At 43.6% G+C, this 21,411-nt stretch carries 36 protein-coding genes; 7 read left to right on the forward strand and 29 right to left on the reverse strand.

Annotated features, from left to right (window positions below):
- Positions 1–74: 74 nt before the first annotated feature.
- Complete coding sequence (locus SPIBUDDY_RS09275) at positions 75–1,373, forward strand: tyrosine-type recombinase/integrase (protein ID WP_013607495.1); 1,299 nt, start codon at positions 75–77, stop codon at positions 1,371–1,373.
- On the opposite strand, the gene SPIBUDDY_RS09280 is transcribed toward SPIBUDDY_RS09275, so the two are convergent.
- The 17 genes from SPIBUDDY_RS09280 to SPIBUDDY_RS09360 form a co-directional block, all read right to left on the reverse strand.
- Positions 1,370–1,861: a hypothetical protein gene (locus SPIBUDDY_RS09280; protein WP_013607496.1), complete on the reverse strand. Its 492-nt coding sequence runs from the start codon at positions 1,859–1,861 to the stop codon at positions 1,370–1,372. The two genes, SPIBUDDY_RS09275 and SPIBUDDY_RS09280, sit on opposite strands and share 4 nt — an antisense overlap.
- 208 nt (positions 1,862–2,069) lie before the next feature.
- Complete coding sequence (locus SPIBUDDY_RS09285; RefSeq protein ID WP_041380699.1) at positions 2,070–2,273, reverse strand: hypothetical protein; 204 nt, start codon at positions 2,271–2,273, stop codon at positions 2,070–2,072.
- Positions 2,274–2,326: 53 nt separating this feature from the next.
- Positions 2,327–2,695, reverse strand: a complete 369-nt coding sequence (locus tag SPIBUDDY_RS09290; protein ID WP_013607498.1) for a nucleoside triphosphate pyrophosphohydrolase family protein — start codon at positions 2,693–2,695, stop codon at positions 2,327–2,329.
- On the reverse strand, positions 2,692–3,333 hold the full coding sequence (locus SPIBUDDY_RS09295) for a hypothetical protein (protein ID WP_013607499.1): 642 nt from the start codon (positions 3,331–3,333) through the stop codon (positions 2,692–2,694). The genes SPIBUDDY_RS09290 and SPIBUDDY_RS09295 overlap by 4 nt, the downstream gene beginning before the upstream one ends.
- Position 3,334: 1 nt before the next feature.
- Positions 3,335–3,748, reverse strand: coding sequence for a helix-turn-helix domain-containing protein (locus SPIBUDDY_RS09300; RefSeq protein ID WP_013607500.1), 414 nt, complete (start codon positions 3,746–3,748; stop codon positions 3,335–3,337).
- Positions 3,735–4,118, reverse strand: coding sequence for a hypothetical protein (locus SPIBUDDY_RS09305; protein ID WP_013607501.1), 384 nt, complete (start codon positions 4,116–4,118; stop codon positions 3,735–3,737). The genes SPIBUDDY_RS09300 and SPIBUDDY_RS09305 overlap by 14 nt, the downstream gene beginning before the upstream one ends.
- Complete coding sequence (gene tas / locus SPIBUDDY_RS09310) at positions 4,119–4,916, reverse strand: TIGR-Tas system RNA-guided endonuclease (protein ID WP_013607502.1); 798 nt, start codon at positions 4,914–4,916, stop codon at positions 4,119–4,121.
- 598 nt (positions 4,917–5,514) lie between these two features.
- Positions 5,515–5,856, reverse strand: coding sequence for a Lin1244/Lin1753 domain-containing protein (locus SPIBUDDY_RS09315; protein WP_013607503.1), 342 nt, complete (start codon positions 5,854–5,856; stop codon positions 5,515–5,517).
- Entirely contained in the window at positions 5,849–6,304 is a 456-nt protein-coding gene (locus SPIBUDDY_RS09320) for a recombination protein NinG (RefSeq protein WP_013607504.1), read from the reverse strand. The genes SPIBUDDY_RS09315 and SPIBUDDY_RS09320 overlap by 8 nt, the downstream gene beginning before the upstream one ends.
- A gap of 10 nt (positions 6,305–6,314) precedes the next feature.
- Entirely contained in the window at positions 6,315–6,548 is a 234-nt protein-coding gene (locus SPIBUDDY_RS09325) for a hypothetical protein (RefSeq protein WP_041380701.1), read from the reverse strand.
- A 13-nt stretch (positions 6,549–6,561) separates the two neighbouring features.
- Positions 6,562–6,810, reverse strand: coding sequence for a hypothetical protein (locus SPIBUDDY_RS09330; RefSeq protein WP_013607506.1), 249 nt, complete (start codon positions 6,808–6,810; stop codon positions 6,562–6,564).
- Between the two features lie 9 nt (positions 6,811–6,819).
- Positions 6,820–7,224: a single-stranded DNA-binding protein gene (locus SPIBUDDY_RS09335; RefSeq protein ID WP_013607507.1), complete on the reverse strand. Its 405-nt coding sequence runs from the start codon at positions 7,222–7,224 to the stop codon at positions 6,820–6,822.
- A gap of 2 nt (positions 7,225–7,226) precedes the next feature.
- The gene (locus SPIBUDDY_RS09340) at positions 7,227–7,637 is read right to left on the reverse strand and encodes a hypothetical protein (RefSeq protein WP_013607508.1); all 411 of its coding nucleotides are present in this window, start codon (positions 7,635–7,637) and stop codon (positions 7,227–7,229) included.
- Positions 7,634–8,497, reverse strand: coding sequence for an ERF family protein (locus SPIBUDDY_RS15705; protein ID WP_013607509.1), 864 nt, complete (start codon positions 8,495–8,497; stop codon positions 7,634–7,636). The genes SPIBUDDY_RS09340 and SPIBUDDY_RS15705 overlap by 4 nt, the downstream gene beginning before the upstream one ends.
- On the reverse strand, positions 8,490–9,272 hold the full coding sequence (locus SPIBUDDY_RS09350) for a hypothetical protein (RefSeq protein WP_245523766.1): 783 nt from the start codon (positions 9,270–9,272) through the stop codon (positions 8,490–8,492). The genes SPIBUDDY_RS15705 and SPIBUDDY_RS09350 overlap by 8 nt, the downstream gene beginning before the upstream one ends.
- Before the next feature lie 158 nt (positions 9,273–9,430).
- Positions 9,431–9,691 carry a hypothetical protein gene (locus SPIBUDDY_RS09355; RefSeq protein ID WP_013607511.1) on the reverse strand — a complete coding sequence of 87 codons (261 nt, stop codon included), beginning with the start codon at positions 9,689–9,691 and terminating at the stop codon, positions 9,431–9,433.
- A 95-nt stretch (positions 9,692–9,786) separates the two neighbouring features.
- The gene (locus SPIBUDDY_RS09360; protein WP_013607512.1) at positions 9,787–10,110 is read right to left on the reverse strand and encodes a hypothetical protein; all 324 of its coding nucleotides are present in this window, start codon (positions 10,108–10,110) and stop codon (positions 9,787–9,789) included.
- Positions 10,111–10,232: 122 nt separating this feature from the next.
- On the opposite strand from SPIBUDDY_RS09360, the gene SPIBUDDY_RS09365 reads away from it, so the two are divergent.
- A complete protein-coding gene (locus tag SPIBUDDY_RS09365; protein WP_013607513.1) occupies positions 10,233–10,592 on the forward strand; it encodes a helix-turn-helix domain-containing protein in 360 nt (119 codons plus the stop codon).
- Positions 10,593–10,797: 205 nt separating this feature from the next.
- Here the strand turns inward: SPIBUDDY_RS09365 and SPIBUDDY_RS09370 are convergent, their stop codons facing one another.
- The 11 genes from SPIBUDDY_RS09370 to SPIBUDDY_RS09410 all read right to left on the reverse strand — a co-directional run bounded on the left by SPIBUDDY_RS09370 (position 10,798) and on the right by SPIBUDDY_RS09410 (position 15,302).
- On the reverse strand, positions 10,798–11,346 hold the full coding sequence (locus SPIBUDDY_RS09370; RefSeq protein ID WP_013607514.1) for a DUF1281 family ferredoxin-like fold protein: 549 nt from the start codon (positions 11,344–11,346) through the stop codon (positions 10,798–10,800).
- Positions 11,347–11,355: 9 nt separating this feature from the next.
- Positions 11,356–11,667 carry a hypothetical protein gene (locus SPIBUDDY_RS09375; protein ID WP_013607515.1) on the reverse strand — a complete coding sequence of 104 codons (312 nt, stop codon included), beginning with the start codon at positions 11,665–11,667 and terminating at the stop codon, positions 11,356–11,358.
- A gap of 31 nt (positions 11,668–11,698) precedes the next feature.
- Positions 11,699–12,169: a JAB domain-containing protein gene (locus SPIBUDDY_RS09380; RefSeq protein WP_013607516.1), complete on the reverse strand. Its 471-nt coding sequence runs from the start codon at positions 12,167–12,169 to the stop codon at positions 11,699–11,701.
- Position 12,170: 1 nt separating this feature from the next.
- The gene (locus SPIBUDDY_RS09385) at positions 12,171–12,575 is read right to left on the reverse strand and encodes a hypothetical protein (RefSeq protein ID WP_013607517.1); all 405 of its coding nucleotides are present in this window, start codon (positions 12,573–12,575) and stop codon (positions 12,171–12,173) included.
- Positions 12,576–12,723: 148 nt separating this feature from the next.
- On the reverse strand, positions 12,724–13,614 hold the full coding sequence (locus SPIBUDDY_RS09390; protein WP_013607518.1) for an ArdC family protein: 891 nt from the start codon (positions 13,612–13,614) through the stop codon (positions 12,724–12,726).
- Positions 13,604–13,831 carry a hypothetical protein gene (locus SPIBUDDY_RS09395; protein WP_013607519.1) on the reverse strand — a complete coding sequence of 76 codons (228 nt, stop codon included), beginning with the start codon at positions 13,829–13,831 and terminating at the stop codon, positions 13,604–13,606. Before SPIBUDDY_RS09395 ends, SPIBUDDY_RS09390 begins: the two co-directional genes overlap by 11 nt.
- Positions 13,828–13,983 carry a hypothetical protein gene (locus SPIBUDDY_RS16270; RefSeq protein ID WP_013607520.1) on the reverse strand — a complete coding sequence of 52 codons (156 nt, stop codon included), beginning with the start codon at positions 13,981–13,983 and terminating at the stop codon, positions 13,828–13,830. The genes SPIBUDDY_RS09395 and SPIBUDDY_RS16270 overlap by 4 nt, the downstream gene beginning before the upstream one ends.
- Positions 13,983–14,228 (reverse strand): hypothetical protein, encoded by a 246-nt coding sequence (locus SPIBUDDY_RS09400; RefSeq protein ID WP_013607521.1) that lies wholly within the window; start codon positions 14,226–14,228, stop codon positions 13,983–13,985. Before SPIBUDDY_RS09400 ends, SPIBUDDY_RS16270 begins: the two co-directional genes overlap by 1 nt.
- A 10-nt stretch (positions 14,229–14,238) precedes the next feature.
- Positions 14,239–14,403 (reverse strand): hypothetical protein, encoded by a 165-nt coding sequence (locus tag SPIBUDDY_RS16275; RefSeq protein WP_013607522.1) that lies wholly within the window; start codon positions 14,401–14,403, stop codon positions 14,239–14,241.
- Positions 14,404–14,507: 104 nt separating this feature from the next.
- The gene (locus SPIBUDDY_RS09405; RefSeq protein ID WP_013607523.1) at positions 14,508–14,708 is read right to left on the reverse strand and encodes a hypothetical protein; all 201 of its coding nucleotides are present in this window, start codon (positions 14,706–14,708) and stop codon (positions 14,508–14,510) included.
- 66 nt (positions 14,709–14,774) lie between these two features.
- Positions 14,775–15,302: a hypothetical protein gene (locus SPIBUDDY_RS09410; protein ID WP_013607524.1), complete on the reverse strand. Its 528-nt coding sequence runs from the start codon at positions 15,300–15,302 to the stop codon at positions 14,775–14,777.
- 738 nt (positions 15,303–16,040) lie between these two features.
- Between SPIBUDDY_RS09410 and SPIBUDDY_RS09415 the strand changes: the two genes are divergently transcribed.
- From SPIBUDDY_RS09415 to SPIBUDDY_RS09430, 4 genes are all read left to right on the forward strand, one after another.
- Positions 16,041–16,289 carry a hypothetical protein gene (locus SPIBUDDY_RS09415; RefSeq protein WP_041380703.1) on the forward strand — a complete coding sequence of 83 codons (249 nt, stop codon included), beginning with the start codon at positions 16,041–16,043 and terminating at the stop codon, positions 16,287–16,289.
- 979 nt (positions 16,290–17,268) lie between these two features.
- Positions 17,269–17,808, forward strand: a complete 540-nt coding sequence (locus SPIBUDDY_RS09420) for a terminase small subunit (protein WP_013607525.1) — start codon at positions 17,269–17,271, stop codon at positions 17,806–17,808.
- Positions 17,805–18,050 carry a hypothetical protein gene (locus tag SPIBUDDY_RS09425; protein WP_013607526.1) on the forward strand — a complete coding sequence of 82 codons (246 nt, stop codon included), beginning with the start codon at positions 17,805–17,807 and terminating at the stop codon, positions 18,048–18,050. Before SPIBUDDY_RS09420 ends, SPIBUDDY_RS09425 begins: the two co-directional genes overlap by 4 nt.
- Positions 18,037–19,641 carry a hypothetical protein gene (locus SPIBUDDY_RS09430; protein ID WP_049787867.1) on the forward strand — a complete coding sequence of 535 codons (1,605 nt, stop codon included), beginning with the start codon at positions 18,037–18,039 and terminating at the stop codon, positions 19,639–19,641. Before SPIBUDDY_RS09425 ends, SPIBUDDY_RS09430 begins: the two co-directional genes overlap by 14 nt.
- A gap of 35 nt (positions 19,642–19,676) precedes the next feature.
- On the opposite strand, the gene SPIBUDDY_RS15710 is transcribed toward SPIBUDDY_RS09430, so the two are convergent.
- Positions 19,677–20,267, reverse strand: coding sequence for a P13 family porin (locus SPIBUDDY_RS15710; RefSeq protein ID WP_013607528.1), 591 nt, complete (start codon positions 20,265–20,267; stop codon positions 19,677–19,679).
- Between the two features lie 604 nt (positions 20,268–20,871).
- Between SPIBUDDY_RS15710 and SPIBUDDY_RS09440 the strand changes: the two genes are divergently transcribed.
- Positions 20,872–21,294: a hypothetical protein gene (locus tag SPIBUDDY_RS09440; RefSeq protein ID WP_013607529.1), complete on the forward strand. Its 423-nt coding sequence runs from the start codon at positions 20,872–20,874 to the stop codon at positions 21,292–21,294.
- Positions 21,295–21,411 lie beyond the last annotated feature (117 nt).

Below are 21,411 nucleotides of genomic sequence, written 5' to 3' on the forward strand. Positions count from 1 at the left end.
ACAGTTGAGTACAAGTGTACTTTTGTGTACATTTTATTGTTTACAAACGTTAAGTTTTTACTCATAATCGGGGCATGGAAACCAAGAAAGAAAAATTCAGCATTACCCAGAGAAAAGGTCGATGCATTCAGGTCATGTTCGATGGAACTGATAAGTGGGTCTCTTCGGGTTGTTCAACGAAGAAGGATGCAACCCTTTGGGCAGAAGCCCAACTTAGGAACAAAAGCGATTTCCTGCAGAAACCTGCCCACGAAGACTTTAAATTGGTCAGAAGAAGAGGACGCAACATACAAGTGCAATTCAAGGGGTCTGATTCCTGGATATCCTCAGGTTACTCTGACGAATTGAACGCAACGTTGTGGGCACAAAATCGGGTTAGGGAGAATAAAAGCAAGGACATAACTTTTGGGGAATTCTCCGAAAACTTTTACACCAGAACTGACGAGAGGTCTTTCAGAGCAAAAAATATGAGGAAGAACCGTCATTACGAAAATCACTATTACTATTCAATGGACGGAAGATATCGCAATTACATCCTGCCAATATTCAAAGACCTCTACATGAGGAACATTGACCACATGATGATTGATGAGTGGTTTGTTTCTATAAGGAAAGCTACGAGCGGTGAAAAGATGGCTACCAATTCAATGAATAAAATCCTCATGTGCCTTTCCAATATCATGAAAGAAGCAGTGAATGTAGGTATAATTGACACCAATCCCTGCAGTAAGGTTGACAAGATTTCAGAAGATTCGAATCCACGTCAGCCATTCACTGAAGAAGAAATGTTGATTATGTTTCCAGATTTTGACCACAAGGCAATTTGGGTTTGGGGTGGTCTTATGTGGGCTAGTTATTTTCATATCATGAAATGCACAGGATTCAGACCGGGTGAAATTGCTGGATTAACGAGAGATAATTATTACCGTGAGCTTGGAGGAATCTATACCTCTCAATCCGTCAACAGTTTTACCAAGAATGTAGTTAAACGTATCAAAACTACCGATAAAGGCATAAAAGCAAAGATTGGATTGCTTTCAGACCAATGCTGCAGGTTGTTAGATTTACACATTGCAAGAATGCCAAAAGATCAAGAATTCCTATTCAGGGTGGAGACTGGATATGTTACAGCCTTTACATCACAAAAGCATTTCAAATCGTTTGCCACAAAAGCGGGCATAGAACTCAATGGGCGAACTCAGTACAGTTTGAGACACACATTCCAAACGATGATTGCAGGTGAAGTTGAGAAGAGCCATGTTGAGGAGCTGATGGGTCATACAAAGTATCGACAAGACTATGACCACCGTGCCGGTAAAAAACGACTTGAACAGCTCCAAGGCCTCCGGGATAGGCTCAGCAACATTATCTAATCCCAGACAAATGGCGTTCCAAATTTTTCCCAATGCTCCTTCAGGTAGTGCGTCAAGAACAGCAGGTCGGAGCATGGGGGTAGCTTTTGCCGGAGCATCATGGAAATTTCGTCATCCATAATTTCGGAAGCTTCTTCCATAATAAAATTCTTGGACATTAGCATTGTATATGAACGGGTGAAATAATCCGAACAACCACCTTTCACTGATAACACAAGGTCGAAGAAAGCGTAGAGCGGCAGCCCATCCTGAGCATTGTAAAAAGCTTCTTCAATATGAATCTCTTCAGCCAGCTCATCTTCATAATGTGAAAAAGTCGCATAGCAATCATTCAAAGTCAGTATGGAATATTCTTCATCAGCAAGGAGAACTATTCGATCCTGCCCATCCTTGCTTTCAAGCTCTCTTGCATGAGTATCTGCTTCCAGCCACTTGCGAGAATTCCGGGAATTGAATAATTGCTGGATGCAAGTATCGTTTTTGTTCAAGTTGCTCCCCCACTTTTTGATTGCGCTCTACTATAATATAGTAATGCAGAATAGTCCCATACTATTTTTATGCAGTCAATCGCACATAAAATATATGTATGGGTTATTTGGGGGAAAACCTGTTCAAAGGGGTGGAGCAAGGTTGCCATGACATTGTCATGACATGCAACTGCTTTAGTCGTTTCATATCTAGATCAAGAAAATCTGCCTAAAGGATATACCTTCGCATTTCCCTAAGCTCCTGAACCGTCTCTGCTTCACTGGAATGCCAATCAAGGGTGGTGTACCCGTCCTTGAGTGTGCAACCATCATTGATGCGGTCAAGGATGACTTTCTTGTTCACGCCATACGCAATGGCGGCATCCGCAATCGATTCGAATACCCAGGTGTCCCTTTTCTCGAATGCAATCACGGGAATTGCCCTATGCAACCCTTAGTACCTCTTTGATGTAGATAAAGCCCATCTTACGACAGGCTGGATTTATTGGTCTTGCCGTGGAGATACCCACGGCTTCTGTTGAAAGCGATCTTCTCAGCGATATGCTTCTGCAGGTCTATTCCAAGATAACCGCAGATTGTAGCAACCCTCATCACAGTATCGGCAAGCTCATCTTCCAGAGAATCCTTGACGTACTTAATAAAAGCTTCGTTACCCTTGCCAACCTCACAATACTTCTGATAGTCAGCCCTCTTGCCAGCAACGCTGGCATAGAGAGCCTCATCAACCTCACCATGAACCTCGTCAAGAAGCTTTTGTATATCCATATTCTTTCTGATGAAGCCATGAGTGAGAGCATGTCCAAAGCATTTATCTTGGAGCTGCTTTACTGTCATAGGCCTTCCTTTGCTGCTATGAATTCTTTATATTTCTTGAGTACGGATTCTCCCATGACTGAGCGTTCATTATTGAAGTCAACAGTACATGCAAACACATCCTCGGACTCCATAAATGATTCTTGATGCTCATACACTTCACCGTATGAGACTGCTCCATCCACATCCCCTTGTATTTGAAGATAATACCTTGCTTGCATGACAGGGGCATCCCCAACCGTGACTCCGTCAACAACATATGGATAAACCCTGCAGTAAGGATACTCGAAGGTGATATTCTTTATATCGCAGTATCTCTGAGCCAAATCCTTGTCGGACATAACACATTCGACATCCCAGTCCTCATCATCACCACTAACAACTACATAAACCGTCCGAGCATTACTTACTTCTTGAGTATCTAAGGTGATTGTCTCACCACACAATACTCTTGCTAGTGTGCTGCCATCCATTTCTACAGACAGGCAATACTCACTTTGTATAATATTGGGACGGAATGATAAAGCTCCGTGTTTAACCTTAGCTGGCTGAAAGTGAACCGTATATCGATCCACACCAAAAACATCAATATGAGTAATGAACCCGTCCTCTCCGCACCACTCACAGCCTTCTTTACCTTTAGGAATCTTAACGCTCATTTCAACCTACCTTCTTATCCTGTTTTTTTATGGCTTCATATGTCGATGACACCATCCCAACCAACATATTCCTTGTTACGTTTTCCCCTATCGAATACCTGCAAGCGGCTACTACGACAAGAGCAAGTGCCTGGTCTTTGTTGCTAATGTTGGTTTTGATATTTATTGTATTTTCTACTTCGTCTGCAACGATAGCTACAAACTCTGTACCTCTGATATAGGCAACATTGTCATTCTCGGGTCCCATGAGAGCCTCAATCTTTGAAAGAGTATCAATCCTTGGATTTGAAACAGTTCCGTCCATGAGACGATGGATTGCTGCATGGTTTAAACCAGTATCCCTTGCAATTTGTCTAACACTTACTACCTCAGCTCTCTTAATGAGCCATTCTCTTATTGATTCATAACTTCTCATAATTTGCTCCTATAATTTTCGTTGTATTACTTACTTGTTGTGCAGAGTTTGATTCGTTTTTTAGTATTGTCTGGTAATACCGCCTAACATGTTCCAGAAACTCATCAACCTCATTTTCCGAATAGAAGTATCGTGGAACACCCCTATCTAAAACCTTCTTAGGCCCTGTATATCCAATTACAATATTCCACTTGTATCTGTACTCTGGTTTGGTCTTATGATCTCTGACTGTGAGGCTTCGTATCCTCTCGTCCTTAAACTTAAAGTACCAGCTAGTAGTGGTCACTGCTTTGTTATGAAGGTATATACCAAGATCACCCAACTCCCTTTGAACCCTTCTAGCGATTATGGTTGTTGGTTTCTTTGCCATTTATGCAATTTCGCCTTCGTAGTAATGATGCTTCCTGCCCAGGTACTCTTCCTCATACGGACAGCGTACTACAAGTCCCTCAGCGGTCCTCCAAGCAACATACAAGTCTTTGATGAATGCTTTCACCATGAACCGCATTGCCGCATTGTGGCGGTGCAAGTCGCTCGTCTCAGACCATTTCTTATCACGGCCCTCGATGATTCTATCCTCATTCTGAAGGCGGCTCTTGTAGTCATAGTAGTACTTCGAATACGGTGATTTCGACTTTAAGAATGATGAGCCAAGCACTCCAAGCATTTTGGTCCTAAGCCTTGTATTAAAAGGAGCAATGAATCCGGGAGTGAGCTTGTCACCACGTACCATAGTATCAGTCGCCACAACCGCATCACCGACACGTTTCTTTCCGGGGACAAGCCCGGGGTTGAGTCCTGTGAATTGGTTCATTGCACTGATTGTGTGTGCTTTGTGAATGTCATATTCAGCAATAATCACTGCTGCCATCATCGGGCCTACGCCTCTTACCCCCTTAAGAAATTCATCGTAGACCTTGATTCCTTTCAGTTCCTTCTTGAGCGACTTGGCCAAAGCCTCCTCGATCTCCTTTGAATCTTGGAAAGCATCAACAAGGGATGGAATGTCCTCTGCATTGACAGCCATTTCAGTCCCATTTGTCTTTTGGTCAGTTCCATCAGCTTTGAATCTTAATCGGTTGCCCATCTTGATACGTATATCCTGATAATCATAGATGGTTCGCACGATTCCCTTGATCCTCTGTCTCTTCACTTCATAGTCAGACATAATTAACTCCTCTTCTTTGGTTATACTTTTTGGATAAACTCCAAATGGTTCACTCCTAGTAACGATGGTTTCTAATCTCTTGGTTCACTCTTGATTAATGAATGGTTCCTTATTTCTTGGTTCGCTTCAGGTATAATTGCTTTATTCTTGGCAACGGCTCACTCATGACAATTGGGCTTGTTTTCACTCTTGGTCCACTTCAAATCTACGGGTTATTTCCCATTTTGGTTCACTTCTATTTTCTGTGCTTATCGCCCAAGTGGTTCACTTCTATTAGCTGTGTTTCTCGTTTTACATGGTTCGCTCATCTGATTTTGTTGTTCTGGTTAACCTTGGCCCACTCTTCCTACCGTTTTTGTTTGATTCTTATGGTTCACTCACAATTACGTATTTTTCCATCCTGTTGGTTCGCTCAATGATTCCGCTTGCTTCCATTAAATCGGCTCACTCAGTACGTTGTCGCATCTATCTTTCTGGTCCACTTCTATATTTTGGGTTTCATAGCATTTATTGGTTCACTCGCCTGTACAAGGTTTCTCGTTTCGGTTGGTTCACTCGTCATAGATGGGTTATTTTCAAAAATCGGTAATTGAATGATTTATGAAACGTCTTTGCGTCTGTTCTTCGACTTGATTACTTCCTTGATTTCATTCTCGACCCGGTCACAAGTGATATGCTCATTGTTGACATTGATAAGCCTGAGAGCGGCCATATCGATAAGCACCATGCCAACCTTGAGCCTACTCAACTTTGCCGCCTTCGCAAGGTCACGATGCAAGACCTTGTTGTAGACCAGCATGTGTGCAGGATCGGCATAGAGCCTCTCCAAGACATGCCAGTAAAGCCCGTATCCCTTTGCTCCCCACCGCTTCCACAGTGCCGCAATGTTGGGATTCTGAAGCTCTGTAATATAGTGCCTGAAAAAGAAAATCTCACGCATGTATCAGCTTCTCCTTAGCCAATTCCTTGGCGATTTTGTCATAACGCTTCGCCAATTCCAGATAATCCTTGTCCTTTTTCTTTGTAGTTACAGACAACCTATCCATCCTGGGCAATCTTTCCATCGCTTCCTCCGAACCTTTGGAAGCCATCACCATATCCTCAAGCCGTTGTAAACGTTCCACGCCAATGCGAGAGATCAGGTTGTTCCTGTATGCAACATGGTTTCCAGACAGAGGCCCATTGCAGTATTTGCACTGAGGCCACACATTGTCGGCTTCAAGCTCTGTTGCCTTGTTCTTCCGACTTTCGTAGTGACCGCCATCCATCTTGGAAACATGTCCAACCTTGCCGCACGAAATGCATGTTGCAAAACCATTCCCATCTGCTAGTAGATATCTTCGGTATTTCTGGAATGCGGTTAACGCCTTCTCTCTCGCACTTGGCATGGAAACTCCTCTATAGCCCAAGGGTCTGTGACCCGTATTCTTTGATGATCCTGTTCGCCTTCTTGAGGGGAGCAAAGATTTGCAATGCCCTTGACCTCATTTCAGCGGCAAACGCCTCAATCTCTGCTATGTCTGCAGTACGGTAATAGCCCTTGCCATCGGAGTATGAGACGATGATGTAATTGTCACCAAAGTCCATCTTCCTCAGCTCGGCGATCACCAGTCTTGCCGACCTGTCTCCCATACCCCAAAGATCGCTAAGCTCCTGCCTTGAGATTGCGTTCCACGACCCAATCGGAAGCATTCCATACAACATCCTTGCTTTCGACGGGGATAGGTTTAGCTGTTTTGGTTTTCTTGGATTTCTTGCTGCTGACATTCTCGGTTCTCCTAAAATCCTCTAAAATCCTCATGTTCTCAGGAGCGTTGCCGCAATACTTGAGAACACGACCCTTTTTGCCTTCATCCTTACATTTGTTAGGACACTTTCTGCACAGTATTTCCATTACACCCTCCTAGAAAGGAATATCGTCACCATCATCATCTAGACTGCTATACATGTTCTGCGTTGTCGGCTCTCCTCGCTCGTACCTGTCTTCTTGTCCACCACCAAGCGGCTGTACACCGAACGAATCAGCAACCAATACCCAACGGCTTCGCTTTGACCCATCGTTGGCACTCCAGAACTCCTGTCTCATTTCTCCCCGGACAACAACAGGCTTTCCTCTTGTGAGCTTTCCGGTTAGCCCCTCAGCGGCTCTTGAAAACTGGACTACATCAAAGAAAGAAGAAGTGGTTTGTCCTTTGTCATATCGTCCAACAGCAACGCTGAATTTCAGAATCGGTGTCTGCCCTGCATATTTGATTTCACTGTCAGCAGTGAGCCTTCCAGTAATCATGATTGAACACATATCTGCCATAATTAGTCCTCCAGACTGTAACCGTTCTCCGCAGCCATCATATGGACGGCCTCGATCAACAATGCACACTCCCCAACGTTAGCCTCGCTGGAAGGAATACCCTTCACTCCATACTTCACTGCAACAGGAAAACCTTTTTCATCGGTTGCTACTGGATACCCAAGTGAAACAGCTTTAGCTTTTGCCATTTCTTTCATATCCTCGGGTGTCCCTCCAGCCATTTCAGCAAGCCTTTTGCAAAGCACATGAAAGTAAGCATTCTCTTTCATCGTTCTCTGCTGGTAATTCGGCTCGACAGTAATCTTTATCGTTCCGTCACCTTTTAGTGCTTGCTCAAGAAGCTTTTCATACCTAGCTTCATATCCGGCAGGGACTCGGAAGCCCCTACCGTGAATAACAAACGTCAGCTTCATGCAATCGCTCCACTGGCCTCAAAGGGAACCTTGTCCAGACTGTCACCCTCGAACAATTCTGGTCCATCAGGTTCACCAGTAGGATTCTTGATGGCATTGAACACAGCCTTATAGATGTCGTAGGTGATCTCCTCGGAAGTTGGTGCTCCAAACTGCTCAAACAGGCCCTTGGCAAAATCCTTGTCACCAGAGCAAATCTCAAGAATCTGATTCCATGCCCTTCTCATTGTGAACATTCCAGGCACAATCAGATTTGAATTCATGATTATTGCCTTGGTCGTACTTGCTACCTTCGGCATTGAAGCCTTGGCAGGGTCGTACGGAGGAACTACGGGTTTGTCAGCTTGCTTCGGAGCGGCTGGACTTGTTGGCTCTGGCTTAGGCTGTCTCTCCGGGCCTCTCGATATAGATGCTTGATTGTCAGGCTTCTTGTTGCTCGGGTCTTGAGATTCTGAATCGGGATCAACCATATCTTCGGTAGGAATGCAGAGAGTCTGAAGCAGGGCGTACTTGTGAGCGATAGCCATGCCCTTGTTCGCTCCCTTGTCACCGCTGTCCATTCCCTCACCAACGACCACAGCTTCAACGTTGGACCCATCGGAGGCATAGAATGTGTACTTCATTGTCAAGATGCGATAGATGAGGTTTCCTCCGTTTCTGGTCTGCCTCTCCTCGGTTCTCTCGGCTAGGAGGGTAGGAACGGTGAAGACACCATGCTTTGCAAAGATTGGGTGGACGGCATTGTAAACATCGTCAATCCCACGGAACTTGAAGCCTTGCTGTTGGTTCTTCTGGTCTTTTCCGATAGCCTCAACATCCCTCATAACCTCAGCCATTGCCATGTAAATATTGTTACTCATTGATGGTCTCCTCATTCTGGCGTTCCTCAACTGAAGCCATGTATTTTTTGTAGAACGAACACTTCTCAGCACAGTTGCAGTAATCCATGCACTTCACAGGAACACCGGGTCGATGCTCGATGAAATGGTTTGCATCAAGCGATGCAAGATGCTGCTCTGCATCATATTTCTTGAGGTGGCGTTTGACTGCTGATTTTCGGCCCTTCTTCATAATTGCCCAACATTCATCCCTCTCCCAACGTTGGTCTGGAGTACAGATTGGAATTTCTTCCTCCAATGCATCCTTGTATTGCAGAATCTCTTGGATCTTGTAGGAAAGGTCGGCAATCATATCAGCCGCAACATCGCTTCTGAACACGCTCCCAAAGTCATAGTCGATATTGAGAATCGGCTTTTGGGGATAGGAACGGTCCCTCTTTGCTTGGGTCTTAGACCAGTCTTTGAGGAACACAGTGTTTCTCACACCCTTCACAGGGAAACCAGCGTTCTGGAGAATCAGCCAGTAGACTCTCAACTGTTTCGCCCAATCACTGTCAGTGCCCTCTTGGAGCTTCATCTGGTAGGAGAAAACACCAGTGGTCTTGTAGTCGGTGAGAATCTTGGTGTCACCGTTGTACAGGTCAAAGCCGCCAGAGACCTTTCTGACACCATATTCGCCACAGGGAATCTCAATTGAGACACGCTCTTCAGCCAGCTCATTCTCGCTCTCATGGCCTTCCATGACGCTGTGAACGGCAGTACCGAATACGGTCCAGATCATATCCACACAGTCCATTTCAAGCTCTTCCCAGTAACGTCTATTTAGGACGATTTCCCTTGTGCCCTTCATCAGCTCCGTTACAGAGAATGAATCCCAACCAAATCTCGGATGATTGTCACGAAGACAGCTTTTGTAGTAAGGTTCTGGTAGGTTAAATTTATTTGTGACCTTCATTAGATTGCCTCCTTGAGGTTATCGAAGGAGTTGGAAGCGGCAACTTCCTGCTCCTTTTTTTGTGCCTTGAGGGTTGTTATCTCTGCCTCAAGCTTTTTCACTTTCGAATCTTTTTCGTTGTAGTACCCATACCACATGTCGCTATTCTTGGTTGCCTTCTCCAGCTTCTCTTTAAGCTCGTCAATCTCAACAGCCATCTTCTCAACCTCTGGTTGAACCAGATTCATGCTCTCCAAAAGACTCCGTTCCAGTACCGTCATAAAATACTCCTCGCCACATTAACCTTGCGGCTTTTTAGTGATAAACTCCAACAAAGGAGGTATGCGATGTCCGGGAGTTGAACCCGGCTGAACCGTCACCGCTTTTTCAAAGCTCGGAATTCTGTAATTCGTTCATGTTCCGGTATTGCAATCCAGTCCAAGTACTCGTCATATCGCCAGAATCGTTTTTTCCGCTTTCCTTCGGTCTGGAAATCCGTAATACCGAAATTTGGAAGCATCCAAGGACGATTGATTGCCTCTTGTCTGCTTATGCCGTGTGCATTAGCAATCATGAGCACCGTGACAAATCTGGAATCGTTTGCATTGATGAGTTTGATAAGCCCGTTGTATTTCCTTTCAGCTTCAACAAGCCTGTCAAATTCCTCTGATGCAATCTGATAGCTTAAAATTTTATTCATGCTTAACCCTTTACATATGTTACGTATTTTTTCGAATTGTCATTTCATTATCGATTTAATTTGATTTTTGTCAACCACTTTTCGAATTTTTATGAGTATACTTAGTCTATAAAGAGGTGGCTATGGAAACTACATTTTGGGATAGATTGCAGGGATTGCTTGGGATACATAGAATTACGCAAGCAGAATTGAGCAAGGAATTGGATCTCTCACCGTCTTACATATCAGCATCAATCGGCAGAGGAGCAAGTCCTAGAGCTGATTTTGCTTACAAGGTCGCTAAATATTTCGGGGTTTCTCTCAAATGGCTGATTTCCGGTGAGGATGAGGATGCCATTGATGCCAAGTTCGCTGTAGCAATCAAAAACGACAGAATCATGGAGATTGCCTACTTGCTGACCAAATGCCCAGAGAATGTCGTAGCAATGATTGAAAACTTCGTAGCTTATGCGGCAAGCAATCAAAAGACTTTTGGCAAATGACTTAATTCAAAGCTTAATTAGCCTAAAATGCTTAATTGGCATTTAGGCTATTAAGCTTAATTTTGATTATTGACCAATAAGCTTATTGACCAATAGCTTTATTATATATAATTAAGCTTTAATATATAATATAAGCATCTTATATCTCTAAAGAGAAGATAACCTATTACTGGGGTTGTGGATAACTTGTGGATAACTCATTTTTCTAGTCACCCAAACCGACCTCGATGAACTCTTTCGGAATAGGTCTTCCCAAGAGGGCTTCAAAGCTTTTGCCGAAATATTCGCCATCGGCATTCATATCCAAAACATGTGAAGCAAACCGGATGTGAGGTTTTCTACCTTCGCCAATATCAAGCTTATCGACTCGACCTTTGCGACCAAAGATAATACCGCAGTTGAAACCTGCATTCTCATCAGCGTAATACCCTGCAAAAACAACCGATGGGAAATGCCTGGTTATTGCTTCAAATATCTTCAGTGGTGTTGCCCACCCTGTTTCAAATGCAAGATCAATAAGCTCATCGTCATCCCTGTCATACCAAAGCTCCTCAGCCTCAGTACAAGTCCCCCAATGTTTGTACAGCCATTCAAGCTCAGGCAGCATGCAAGGCATCGGCACAAGGCTGTTGAAGAAGTTTTGGTTTTCCTCGTAATTCTCTCCTCCATACTTAAGCGTCATCATCGATTCAATCTTGTCCAGCTCTTCCTTCTTGCCCTTCAGTTTAACGTAAGTTTTAACCCAATTTGCCATATCATCCTCCTACCAATAACGGCTTCTCAAAGCCTCTTGTTTGTATCCATCGTCCCAAAATTCTGATGGGAGATCACTCGGCTCATACCTGACTTTGTACGCTGATAGCGTGCCTCTCAGACCACCGTAATCAGGTGTTCCGAACTCAGAATCTTCTGAGCAGTCAATAACCTCAACAGATGCTCCATACACTTCCTTCAGCTCTTCCTCAAACTTCTCAATCTGGGCTAACTCACCCTTCGTATAGCTACTTAAATCGTTGTTTATAAAGTAACTAGCCATCCAGCAATAATGTTTCACTATTTCAATACAATCACTCATATTAATCCCTTCTCGGTATCTTATATAGATACTAAAACATACCTGATTCAAGCATCGAGAAATACCCGTTTTGCGAAAAGATTAGATGGTCAAGTACTCTAATCCCAATCAAATCTCCAGCCTGTCTAATTCTAAATGTCACATCCTTATCCTCAGCACTAGGTTCAAGGTTTCCACTAGGATGGTTGTGAGCTATTACGATAGCTGTGGAATTATCTAAAATTGCAGGTCTAAAAACTTCCCTGGGATGAACCAATGTCCTGTTAACCAGCCCTTTGGAAATAACGTGGGCATCAATAATTTGGTGTGCTCCATTAAGGGTAACGGTGAAGAAGTATTCATTGTAAAAGAAGTCTACAGGAGGTATACACTGCAAAAGCTTGGTATAAGCTTCGGATGGTGTTCCGATTGAGGGGGTTTCAGCAACAGACAAGCTCACTAAAATATCAAGGAGCTGTTGCTTTTTCAGGTTTTCGTACTTTTTCATAATATCGCTTCTCATGTTATTTCTCCCAACTGGTGAAGTAGGTGTCGCTTCCACCACGCATTTCTTCAAGCTCTTCTTCTGTTGAGCTTCTGAGTGTCTCCAACTCTTCCTCATCGGTTGGATCAAGACCGGCACACATTGCATCGTACTCTTCTCTGGAATAGTGTTCGTGCAGACAGGTATCGGAGCAGTAATACTCAGAGCCTCCATCGATGCAGTAGCCCTCAACCATCAACGCTTCACATTCAGTACAGATTCTTATTTCAAGAACATCTTCCAAGTCATCGACCTTGCTGTTGATTGCCGCTTCCACGGCATCATAGATAGTCTCATGCTCTCCCAAATCCTTTTTCAGGACCTTTACAAGCCTCTCAAGCAGCATCAGCTGTTCATTATTTGTAAGTTGTGCAAAGTATTTCATTGTGTTACTCTCCATAAAAGAAGCCCGTCAGTATCAGTGACAGGCTTTCTCGATTCTTTGGTTGGACGGCTGTAGAAATATGGCCGTCTTTTACATTCTGGTCCCACCGATTGAGCCGGTGGATGCGATGATATCTAGTACGTCATCATTAGTTTCCCACGACATTGTCTGCCTCCTTGTTCATAATATAGTTGGCAGCTCTCCCTGCCTTGCTTGCTGCGGTAACGACCATCTGTGGATCATTCCTGAGTGCCCTGAGCCAACTCTTGATATAGGCGGCAGAATTATTGTCAGTGCTCTCATTTGCGATGTTCAGCGAGTTGAGAACAAATGCAGAACCCATTTCGGCAGTCAACTCTTCCCTTGAGTAGGTTTGGCTACCAAACTTGTGGTCATCGCCTTCCTGTTTGAACCTGTTGAGCCTGGACGGGTGTCCTGTACTATGGACAAGCTCATGAAACAGAGCTGAGTACAATTCCTCTGGTGTGAAAAACGTGTCAGGAATCGTCACGGTATCGAAAACAGGGGAATAATATGCTCCATTACCATCCCTGCTGATATGGGGACAATTTGGCATGTTTCTGATGACTTCTTCAGCCTTGGTGATTGGGTTGAAATTCTGCGTAGGCTTGTTGATTTCAGGGAATTCGATACCCTCTATCTGAGACGAATTGAAGACGGAATATAGACGGTAGAAACCAAATTTCTTGGTGGTCTCATCATCTTCTATTTCATCATCCTTGACCTTTCTTTCGATGGTTGACCAGAAAATTACAGGCGTTGACTTCTCGCCTTTCTTGACACAACCACCAAGTTCTCTTGCCTGTTTGAAGGTCAACCACAAAGGGCTGGAAAATCCACTCATCCCTGTAAGAATGGCATTGACACCTTGATAGGGCTTTCTGCTCTTGTAATTCTGTTGAGCCGATTCAACCGTTGCCCACGGTTTCCTCCAAGGAAGTTCGTTGTTCTGCTCGATGAAATCGATGATTCTTTGCGTGACTATCTCATACACGGAATTTTTCTGTTCACTCTTCATTTCGGGTATCTCCTGTGAGCCTATACCAATCCTCGGTAAGCTCTTCGGCATCTATATCGAGATACCCTCCGTAGCATTTCTCTTCCTTCGTGTTGTACAGGAAAGTTTCCGCAATAGTCGGGTCGGTGAAGTATTGGACGAGTACCCAATCTCCTTTTCGATCGAGTACATTCATTTCCAGCTTGACCATGATTGGTTCTTTTTCGTATAAACTCATTCTTCGCTCTCCTTATAACCTTCGAATTTCATGTGCAATTCAAATCCTTCATCCAACAACTGCATCCCGTGATAGTCGGTAAACAGTCGTGCCACTTCTTCCCCTGACAGCGTACAGAGCTGCTCCCACATCTTGCTTTGATTCTCTCCCATCATGCAACCTCAAATCCTACGTTCTGCAGGTCTCTCTTGCCTTGAAGCCACTCCCACACTGCCTCATAGAAAGGCTTGTTGTTGCCTATCTGTGCCACATGCTGGACCATGCCTTTTCTGTCTGGCCTACTGTCTGATCCATCTGCATTCAAGAGCTTTTGATAGAAGTGCGTAGCGTCAATCTGCTCCAATTTGTACCTGTCGGTATACTTCCCATCGACTAAATAAACGTATGCTGTTTTCATGCTTCGCCTCCTAGATAAGCGGTGTTGACCATGATATGACGCTGGTGACTTCAAAGCCGTTTTTGTCACTAGCCACGTAATACAGGTTGTCGGTTGGAATACCCATGCTGATAACCGTATCCATCGAGTCGTACTCTTCCAAAAATGCCCCGTTTTCCATGTGCCAAATGCTCATATTGAGCCTCCTAAATAAAAATTCCCCGACTTAACCTGCCGGGGATATAAACCCTGCGAGAGGACTTGAACCTCTCTTTGCTGCCTGCACAGGGTGAGTAAACTTTAATTGCCTATGTATAGACTGCGGAACAGAGGGATAAGCTCTTCGGCATACCCTTGCGACTTGCAGAAGAATACGAATTCATCGTCACCCATCACCTCAAACCTACCTCCAGACTGCTCAAATTCGAATGCTTTTTTCATTGCTTCGCCATTGCTTAAACCCTCTGCTTTCCTCTCGTTGAGAAACTTAAAAATTGTCATATGCTCTCCTTATGTAAAAAAATAGCCCACCATTCCTGATGGGCTTCGGGTGGATCATTGGGTCGTTTAGCCGAAATACTTCTCAGACTTGGCAATCTCGTTGTTTCTCTCGATAAGGGCCACATATCCCCACAATGCATCCCATGTGTTGGCATCTTTGAGGACCTTCTCAAGGCGAGCCTTCGACTCTTTATCACACTTCGCCTGCCACGAATCCATAGCGTTGTTATAGTCCACTTGCTCGGATGACAATGGATTGGTTCCCTTTTCCTCGTGGCGTACATCCCTGGAATAACTCTTCACCTTGATGGTATGTCCCTTGCCTTCAAGGAGGATTACATCAAGGTCTCTAGGCATACCTTTTGTCACCTTGATGTATTTGCGTACAGTACCGTCTTTGAGTACTGCAATATGGGTTTCAAGGCCAATTTTCCAAGTCAAGGCGAGTGATAAAGCATCAGTTGCCTGTTTCAGTTGTGCGGCAAATTCCCCACCCTCTTCTTTTGCGGCTTGGTCTACTTTTCCTACTGCGAGAATAACCTGTTTTGCCTCTTCGATAGCCTGTGCAGTCTTGGTGTTGGTGGTTGCGTTCATGATTCACTCCTAGGGCATTTTTTGCCCGTTTTAAATTTTAGGGACGCTCAAGCGTTCCACTATTACCTGTAAAACAGGGAATAATGCAATGTTTGAATTCTTCCTGCGTACGCTATGGAGGTTTTTTGCTCACCTGTGTTTACTCCTGTATGGCTACAGTTTCAGTCCACCCACCTTTCCCATTTCGGGCATAGTGGCTTCGCTATCGGATAGTACCTACTCTGTCGTTCCCCGAAACCCAGCTAAATCGTGCTATTTTTAAGGTTTACAGCGGTTAGTCCCAAAGTTTTGCGGATACTTCCCATTCAATTCCATATACAGCAAGCCGAAACCGTCTGTACTGGTAACGCATGATGACAAATCACACTTCTGTCAAAAAACCCATGTTTTACAACTCTGTACCAGTGTCCCTAGTACCGTTGGCCCTCTTCTTACTTCCCCTTGTTTCCCCTCTTGCCCGAAAGCCCTAGAGTCAACACCTATTCAACCCGAAAGCTGAAGGAAAGCTTGTTTGGAGTTTGGTGCTCCAGTGAGTTTTATTAGTTCCTCCTTTCGTTCTATCGTTTCAGTTAGTGTTACTAACCGTATGCCCATACACTAAAGGTTAGTAACACTTATGTCAAGCAATGTTTTAAAAATTATTTCATCTTTTTTAGGGTAGTAACACCATTGTTAGTAACACCTACTTATGCTATAATGAAATAGATAGAAAAAATATTTTTTTATAGAGGTAAAAAGTTGAGAAGTGAAGCTAAAAGACAATGGGACAAAGAAAATAAATCTTATTACAGTATGTATTTAATGAAAAGTAATGATATGGATATTATCACGTATCTTGATACAGTGAAACAAAATGGGGGGAGTGTACAGGGAGCTATCAAAGAAGCATTAAGGTACTTCCTTGCCCATAGTGGTAATAATATATATACCAATATCGCACAAGAGAGCAAAACAGCTCCAAACAAAGAAGAACCAAGCCAAGATTGAAGAATTTTATAATTGGCCGGTGAATTAAAAGAATATTCAGAAGGCAAGGCAAATAAAGTCAAGCAAGGGTATACAAACCTAGAACCAAATCGGGGGGAATACCCTTGCTATGCTTCCCTACACTCATTAACCATTTAGATACCAGTTATCTCGCTACCAGTAGACACCTAAACCCAGGTAGTAAGCACCAATTTGTACACCCATACCACACCAAGCCTTATTGTGGATACCAAGCTCAATTCTATTAGGTATAAGCACATAGCCCTATTAATACAGTAAGAATACTAGCTTAATTCCTCCCTTCAGCCCTCACACATACAATAGTTAAGCATTGCATAATTCTTGCATACGGTCTCCCAATTTACCGGGTTTATACCAACCAATACTGCATACAGACTGCATACAGGCCTAATTCCTGCATATTTGGTGCATAATTGGGCTAGGGGGAGGGGGGTCAAAATTAAGGGAGGGGGGGCGGCGGATTGGATCTGGGGGTGCGGGGGAATACTGCCTCTACCACCATACATTGCTCAAAAGTTCTGGATAAGGGCCTTCCTATAATTGGGGAGGCTCTTTTTGTTTGGTAATGCTGCCACTACTTAATTAGGATCACCCCCGCTTTTATACTGACCGTAATGCCCCAATACCATCATGATCTACTGCGGATGTCAGGCACTTATCATTATACTGCACACAATGTATTCAACATCTAAGAAGATGTGTTGTTTGGTGCTGCAACAAAGATGCTCACCCTCTTTCTTGGTTATCCATTTCTATATAACGATATGTGTTTTCCTAACTACCTGCATTTGCTCTGCATTTGCTCTGCGGGAACATTGCAGGAACACTGCAATAGAATAGATAGATAGAATAGATTAGATAGAATATTAGTTATTGGACAAACAACCACCTTTAGCTCGTTACCTCATCGTCCATCTCTTGAGTGGAAAACATGTACCCTTCAATCAGGAGGGTTGAAATGGAAGAGGATAAAGACACCAGCTTAATCGAGCTTACCCCGTACCAGTTGCGGTTTATCGATGAATACATGAAGTGCGGAAACAAGCGTGAAGCGATGATGAAATGCGGTTACAAGGGCAAGGGTAAACGCTCTACAGTTACCAGCAGTGCAGCCAAACTCTACAACCTACCGAAAGTACAGGCAGAGATCGAAAGACGCCGTAGAGAGCTTGCAGAAGAGAATCTGATCGATGCCAAGGCCATAGTGAAGCGTCTGACCAAGATGTTCAACGGAGAGCTGTCCAGCGAGTTTGTAACCAAGCAGGGTCAGGTGGTTGATGTACCCATCACGTTCAAGAACCAGATCGAAGCAGGTAAGGTTCTGGTCAATATCCTTGGCTTGGCCGAGCAGAACAATAAGCCGAAGGAAGAGAAGACTGTAGAGCAGAAGATGGCTGAAGACCTTGAGCAGCAAACCAAGCTCTTTCTGGAAAGTGCCAAGAAGAAGTCACCTGTGGTTAAGGGACTCCCCGAACCAAAGAAAAAGGTCGAGGAATGAGGTACGTAGTCCAGGTATTCGCCTCTGCTTTTCGTATCCGCAAGATAGTCAACGATGGTGAATTTTGCATCCTCTACTCAGACAGCGATCCTAGCATCGATTGTATCTACGTCACTGACAAATGGATCTTGAGCAATCAGGCGAAACCGGGTGGGTACTACATCGCCTATGACAACGGTGATTCGGAGTATGTCGAGGAAGATGAGTTCAAGATGAGGGCTACATTCGTTGACCAGGATTGAGTACCACCAACAGATCAGGACCCTCATGGCACAAGCCGAGAAAAATGGGACACTGACTGAGTGGATGCGGATGATGTGCCGCAATGACATTTTCTTCCTGGCTACCTACGTTCTTGGGCGTACTGACATAGACCACATAACTGGTGCAAACGGCATACCTCAGTACCGGGACTGGCTGTATGACCGCTGCATGGAGGTCCAAGCAGAGCCGGATGGGTTTATAGATATATGGTCGAGAGATCATTATAAATCCACCCTAATTACTTTCCTAAAAACAATTCAAGATATTTTAGTCGATCAGGAAATAACTGTCTGTATCTACTCATACTCAAGCTCCATAGCAACCAAATTTCTTCGTCAGATCAAGCTTGTCCTTGAGGGAAACCGCAAGCTCATTGACCTATTCCCCGAGATTCTCTTCGATGACACCTCAAAGCCTTACTGGATAGATGAGGACGGTGTACGTCAGAAGATGATTTGGTCTGAAGACGGTATCCGTGTAAAGAGGAAGTCAAATGCAAAGGAAAACACTGTCGAGGCTTCTGGTCTCGTTATCGGTCAGCGTACTGGCGGTCACTATAATCTGCTCGTATATGATGACGTTGTTACGCCTGATTCTGTTACATCCCCTGAGATGATCGCAAAGACCACGAAGCAGTGGCAGATGAGCTTGAACACAGGTTCTTCTGGCAATCTTCGTGTACGCATCATCGGTACTCGTTATCACTATGCAGACACCTATCAGTGGATCATTGATTCTGGCTTCGCCAAGCTCAGGATGTACCCTTGTGTCGATGAAAGGGGTGTTCCTGTCCTTTATGATGAAAAGACCATAGCTGACAAGAAAAAAGCGATGGGAAGCGGCGTCTTTGCTTCACAGATGATGTGTGACCCAAAACAAGCCTCCACGATGGGATTCAACAGGGATTGGTTGCAGATATGGGATGGTCAGAGTATGTCAAATCTCAATATCTACATCATTGTTGACCCTGCTGGAACAAAGTCAAAGAAGGCTGACTACACCACAATGTGGGTGATTGGATTGGGGGCTGACCGAAACTACTATGTTCTTGACCTCATCCGTGACAAGTTCGACCTCACCGGGAAGACGAATATGCTCTTCCAATTGGTTCAGCAGTTCACCTACCGCAACCGAAAGCCAATCGTGTTCTACGAGAAGGTATCAATGCAGTCTGATATCGAGCATATCCAGTACGTCATGAACCAGAGAAACTATCGCTTCGCAATCAATCCTGTTGGGGCGAACACTGCGAAGGGCCAGAGAATCGATGCTCTTGAGCCTATCTTCCGTGAACGGCGTGTGTGGCTCTGCAAGGATGCCTGGCACTACAACTGGGAGGGAATGAGAGAAGACATGATGTCATCCTTCATCCGGGAAGAGTACATCCCCTATCCATTCTGCGCCCATGATGATGCCCTGGACTCACTGTCAAGGATTGCTGATACGGAGACAGGCTCCCAGATGGTGTTCCCTGATCCAGTGTCGGTTGAGAACCAGATAAGGTCCCTGCTTGAGGGAAGAGGGTTGAGGTTTGAGGACGCAATTCCTGTCTCTTATGAGCCAATTTAGATTGAAGCAAAAAACTGATTGAAAATCGATAAAAATTAAAAGCTGATATTTGCTGCAACTCGCATCCCAAATTCCTTGTTTTGGTCCATAACTGGGACCATAGATACACTCATTAATGCAGAAGACAAATTTTTATTGTACTCATTAGCATAGATAAACGGTCGAATAAGTTGGCCGATTTTAGAACCAAGCATCATGGCGGCTCCCATTATTATTAATTCAGATCCCTCCGTTCCATCTGAAGACCATCGTGTAGAAGCCTCTAATGATTGCATATACCCAGTATAAAAAAGAGTAGTAGATAGGAGATCCAGAACTAAGCCCATTGTTCCACCATAGGTATCACCCTGTACAAATGAACCGATACCACAACCGAGTAATAAATTTAGGACTAAAGGCGTTGTTGTAGTTTGCTTATTTGATTCATAAACAATATTTCTTTGCATCGCGGAAAGGTCGGAGGAAAGATCTGAGATAAGAAGAATCTGCTCCTTAGTCAATTTCTTTGAGTTATCAAGCAATAGATTGATTTGAAAATAACTTGTTTCATCTTTTTCTGCTGCAAATACATTAGATACCGAAAATAATAAACAAATTAATATACCGAATGCGATGATTCTTTTCATTGTTCTCTCCCATACAAAAGTTCAATATTGACACTATAGCATATATATAGCTAATAGTTTATTTTTTTAACAAAATCTTGTTGTTGATGTAGAAAGAATCATCTCGTTACCTCGCTGCAACATCGACTTGTTTCGTTTTCCTACACTGAAGCCATGAATACCGTAATCGTTGGCCTTGATAATGGTTCCAAGGACTATCTTGGCCGAAGAGAGCCGATAAAAAAGCAGGGCGTGAATTGAGGTTCAGGGATACCATAACTGTTGAATATGAATCGATTTAGCAAGTAAAATTTAAAATTCTTAGTTAATATGTAGGGCATTTTTCGCGTAGTAAAGTAATTTTGAAATCACTAACGGTACATAGGCAGTGAAGAATTGGGTTGATGAGAATCCGGCTGATTAATGTTTGAGTTTTGGGAAAAAGCTGAACTGCATAATATCTTGGAAGATTCTATACATAATTAAAGGTTTTTTTATATTTTGTGTGATTTTTTTGTACTAATCTTATAGTATGTATAAATTGCTATAAGAAATTGTATATTTGCTGTACATATGAAAAAATCTCTGTTAGCATAGCCATATATTACACATTAGGAGTTGTTCAATGAATAAGAAAAGGTTACTAGTTGTTTTGCTTATCGTCCTCTCTCTTGGAATATTTATGTCCTGTGAAGAAAGCATGAGCGTGTCATTAAAGGGAACTTGGAGAAATGTTGAAACTGAAGAAGGAGTAACGACTACCACAATAATGGTTTTTGAAGATTCCTCTTTCACAATGAATAATACAACGCAGAGTGACTCATTTTTGGTTGAAACTAGTGCATCAGGAACCTACACAAAGACCGACTCTACATTAACTACGACTATTACTTCAATGACAATTTTGGGAGCCACACTTACTGGAGCGGATTTAATTGAATTCGCAGGTTCAGAAGAAATCTTAACTGAAACTGTTGACTATAGAATCACAAAAAGCGGCTCTACTGTAACCTTGACTGTAGATGACACTAGTTATATAAAACAATAACGAATATTGATTTAATTTCAATTAAAAGGAGCTATCAAAATATGATAGCTCCTTTTTAATAGACGTGAGCTAAGAGGCCTCAATGACACCGTTCCAAAGAGTCTTTCTCTTTGATCT

Origin of the sequence: Sphaerochaeta globosa str. Buddy, from assembly GCF_000190435.1 — a bacterium.
In the GTDB taxonomy this organism is placed as follows: domain Bacteria; phylum Spirochaetota; class Spirochaetia; order Sphaerochaetales; family Sphaerochaetaceae; genus Sphaerochaeta; species Sphaerochaeta globosa.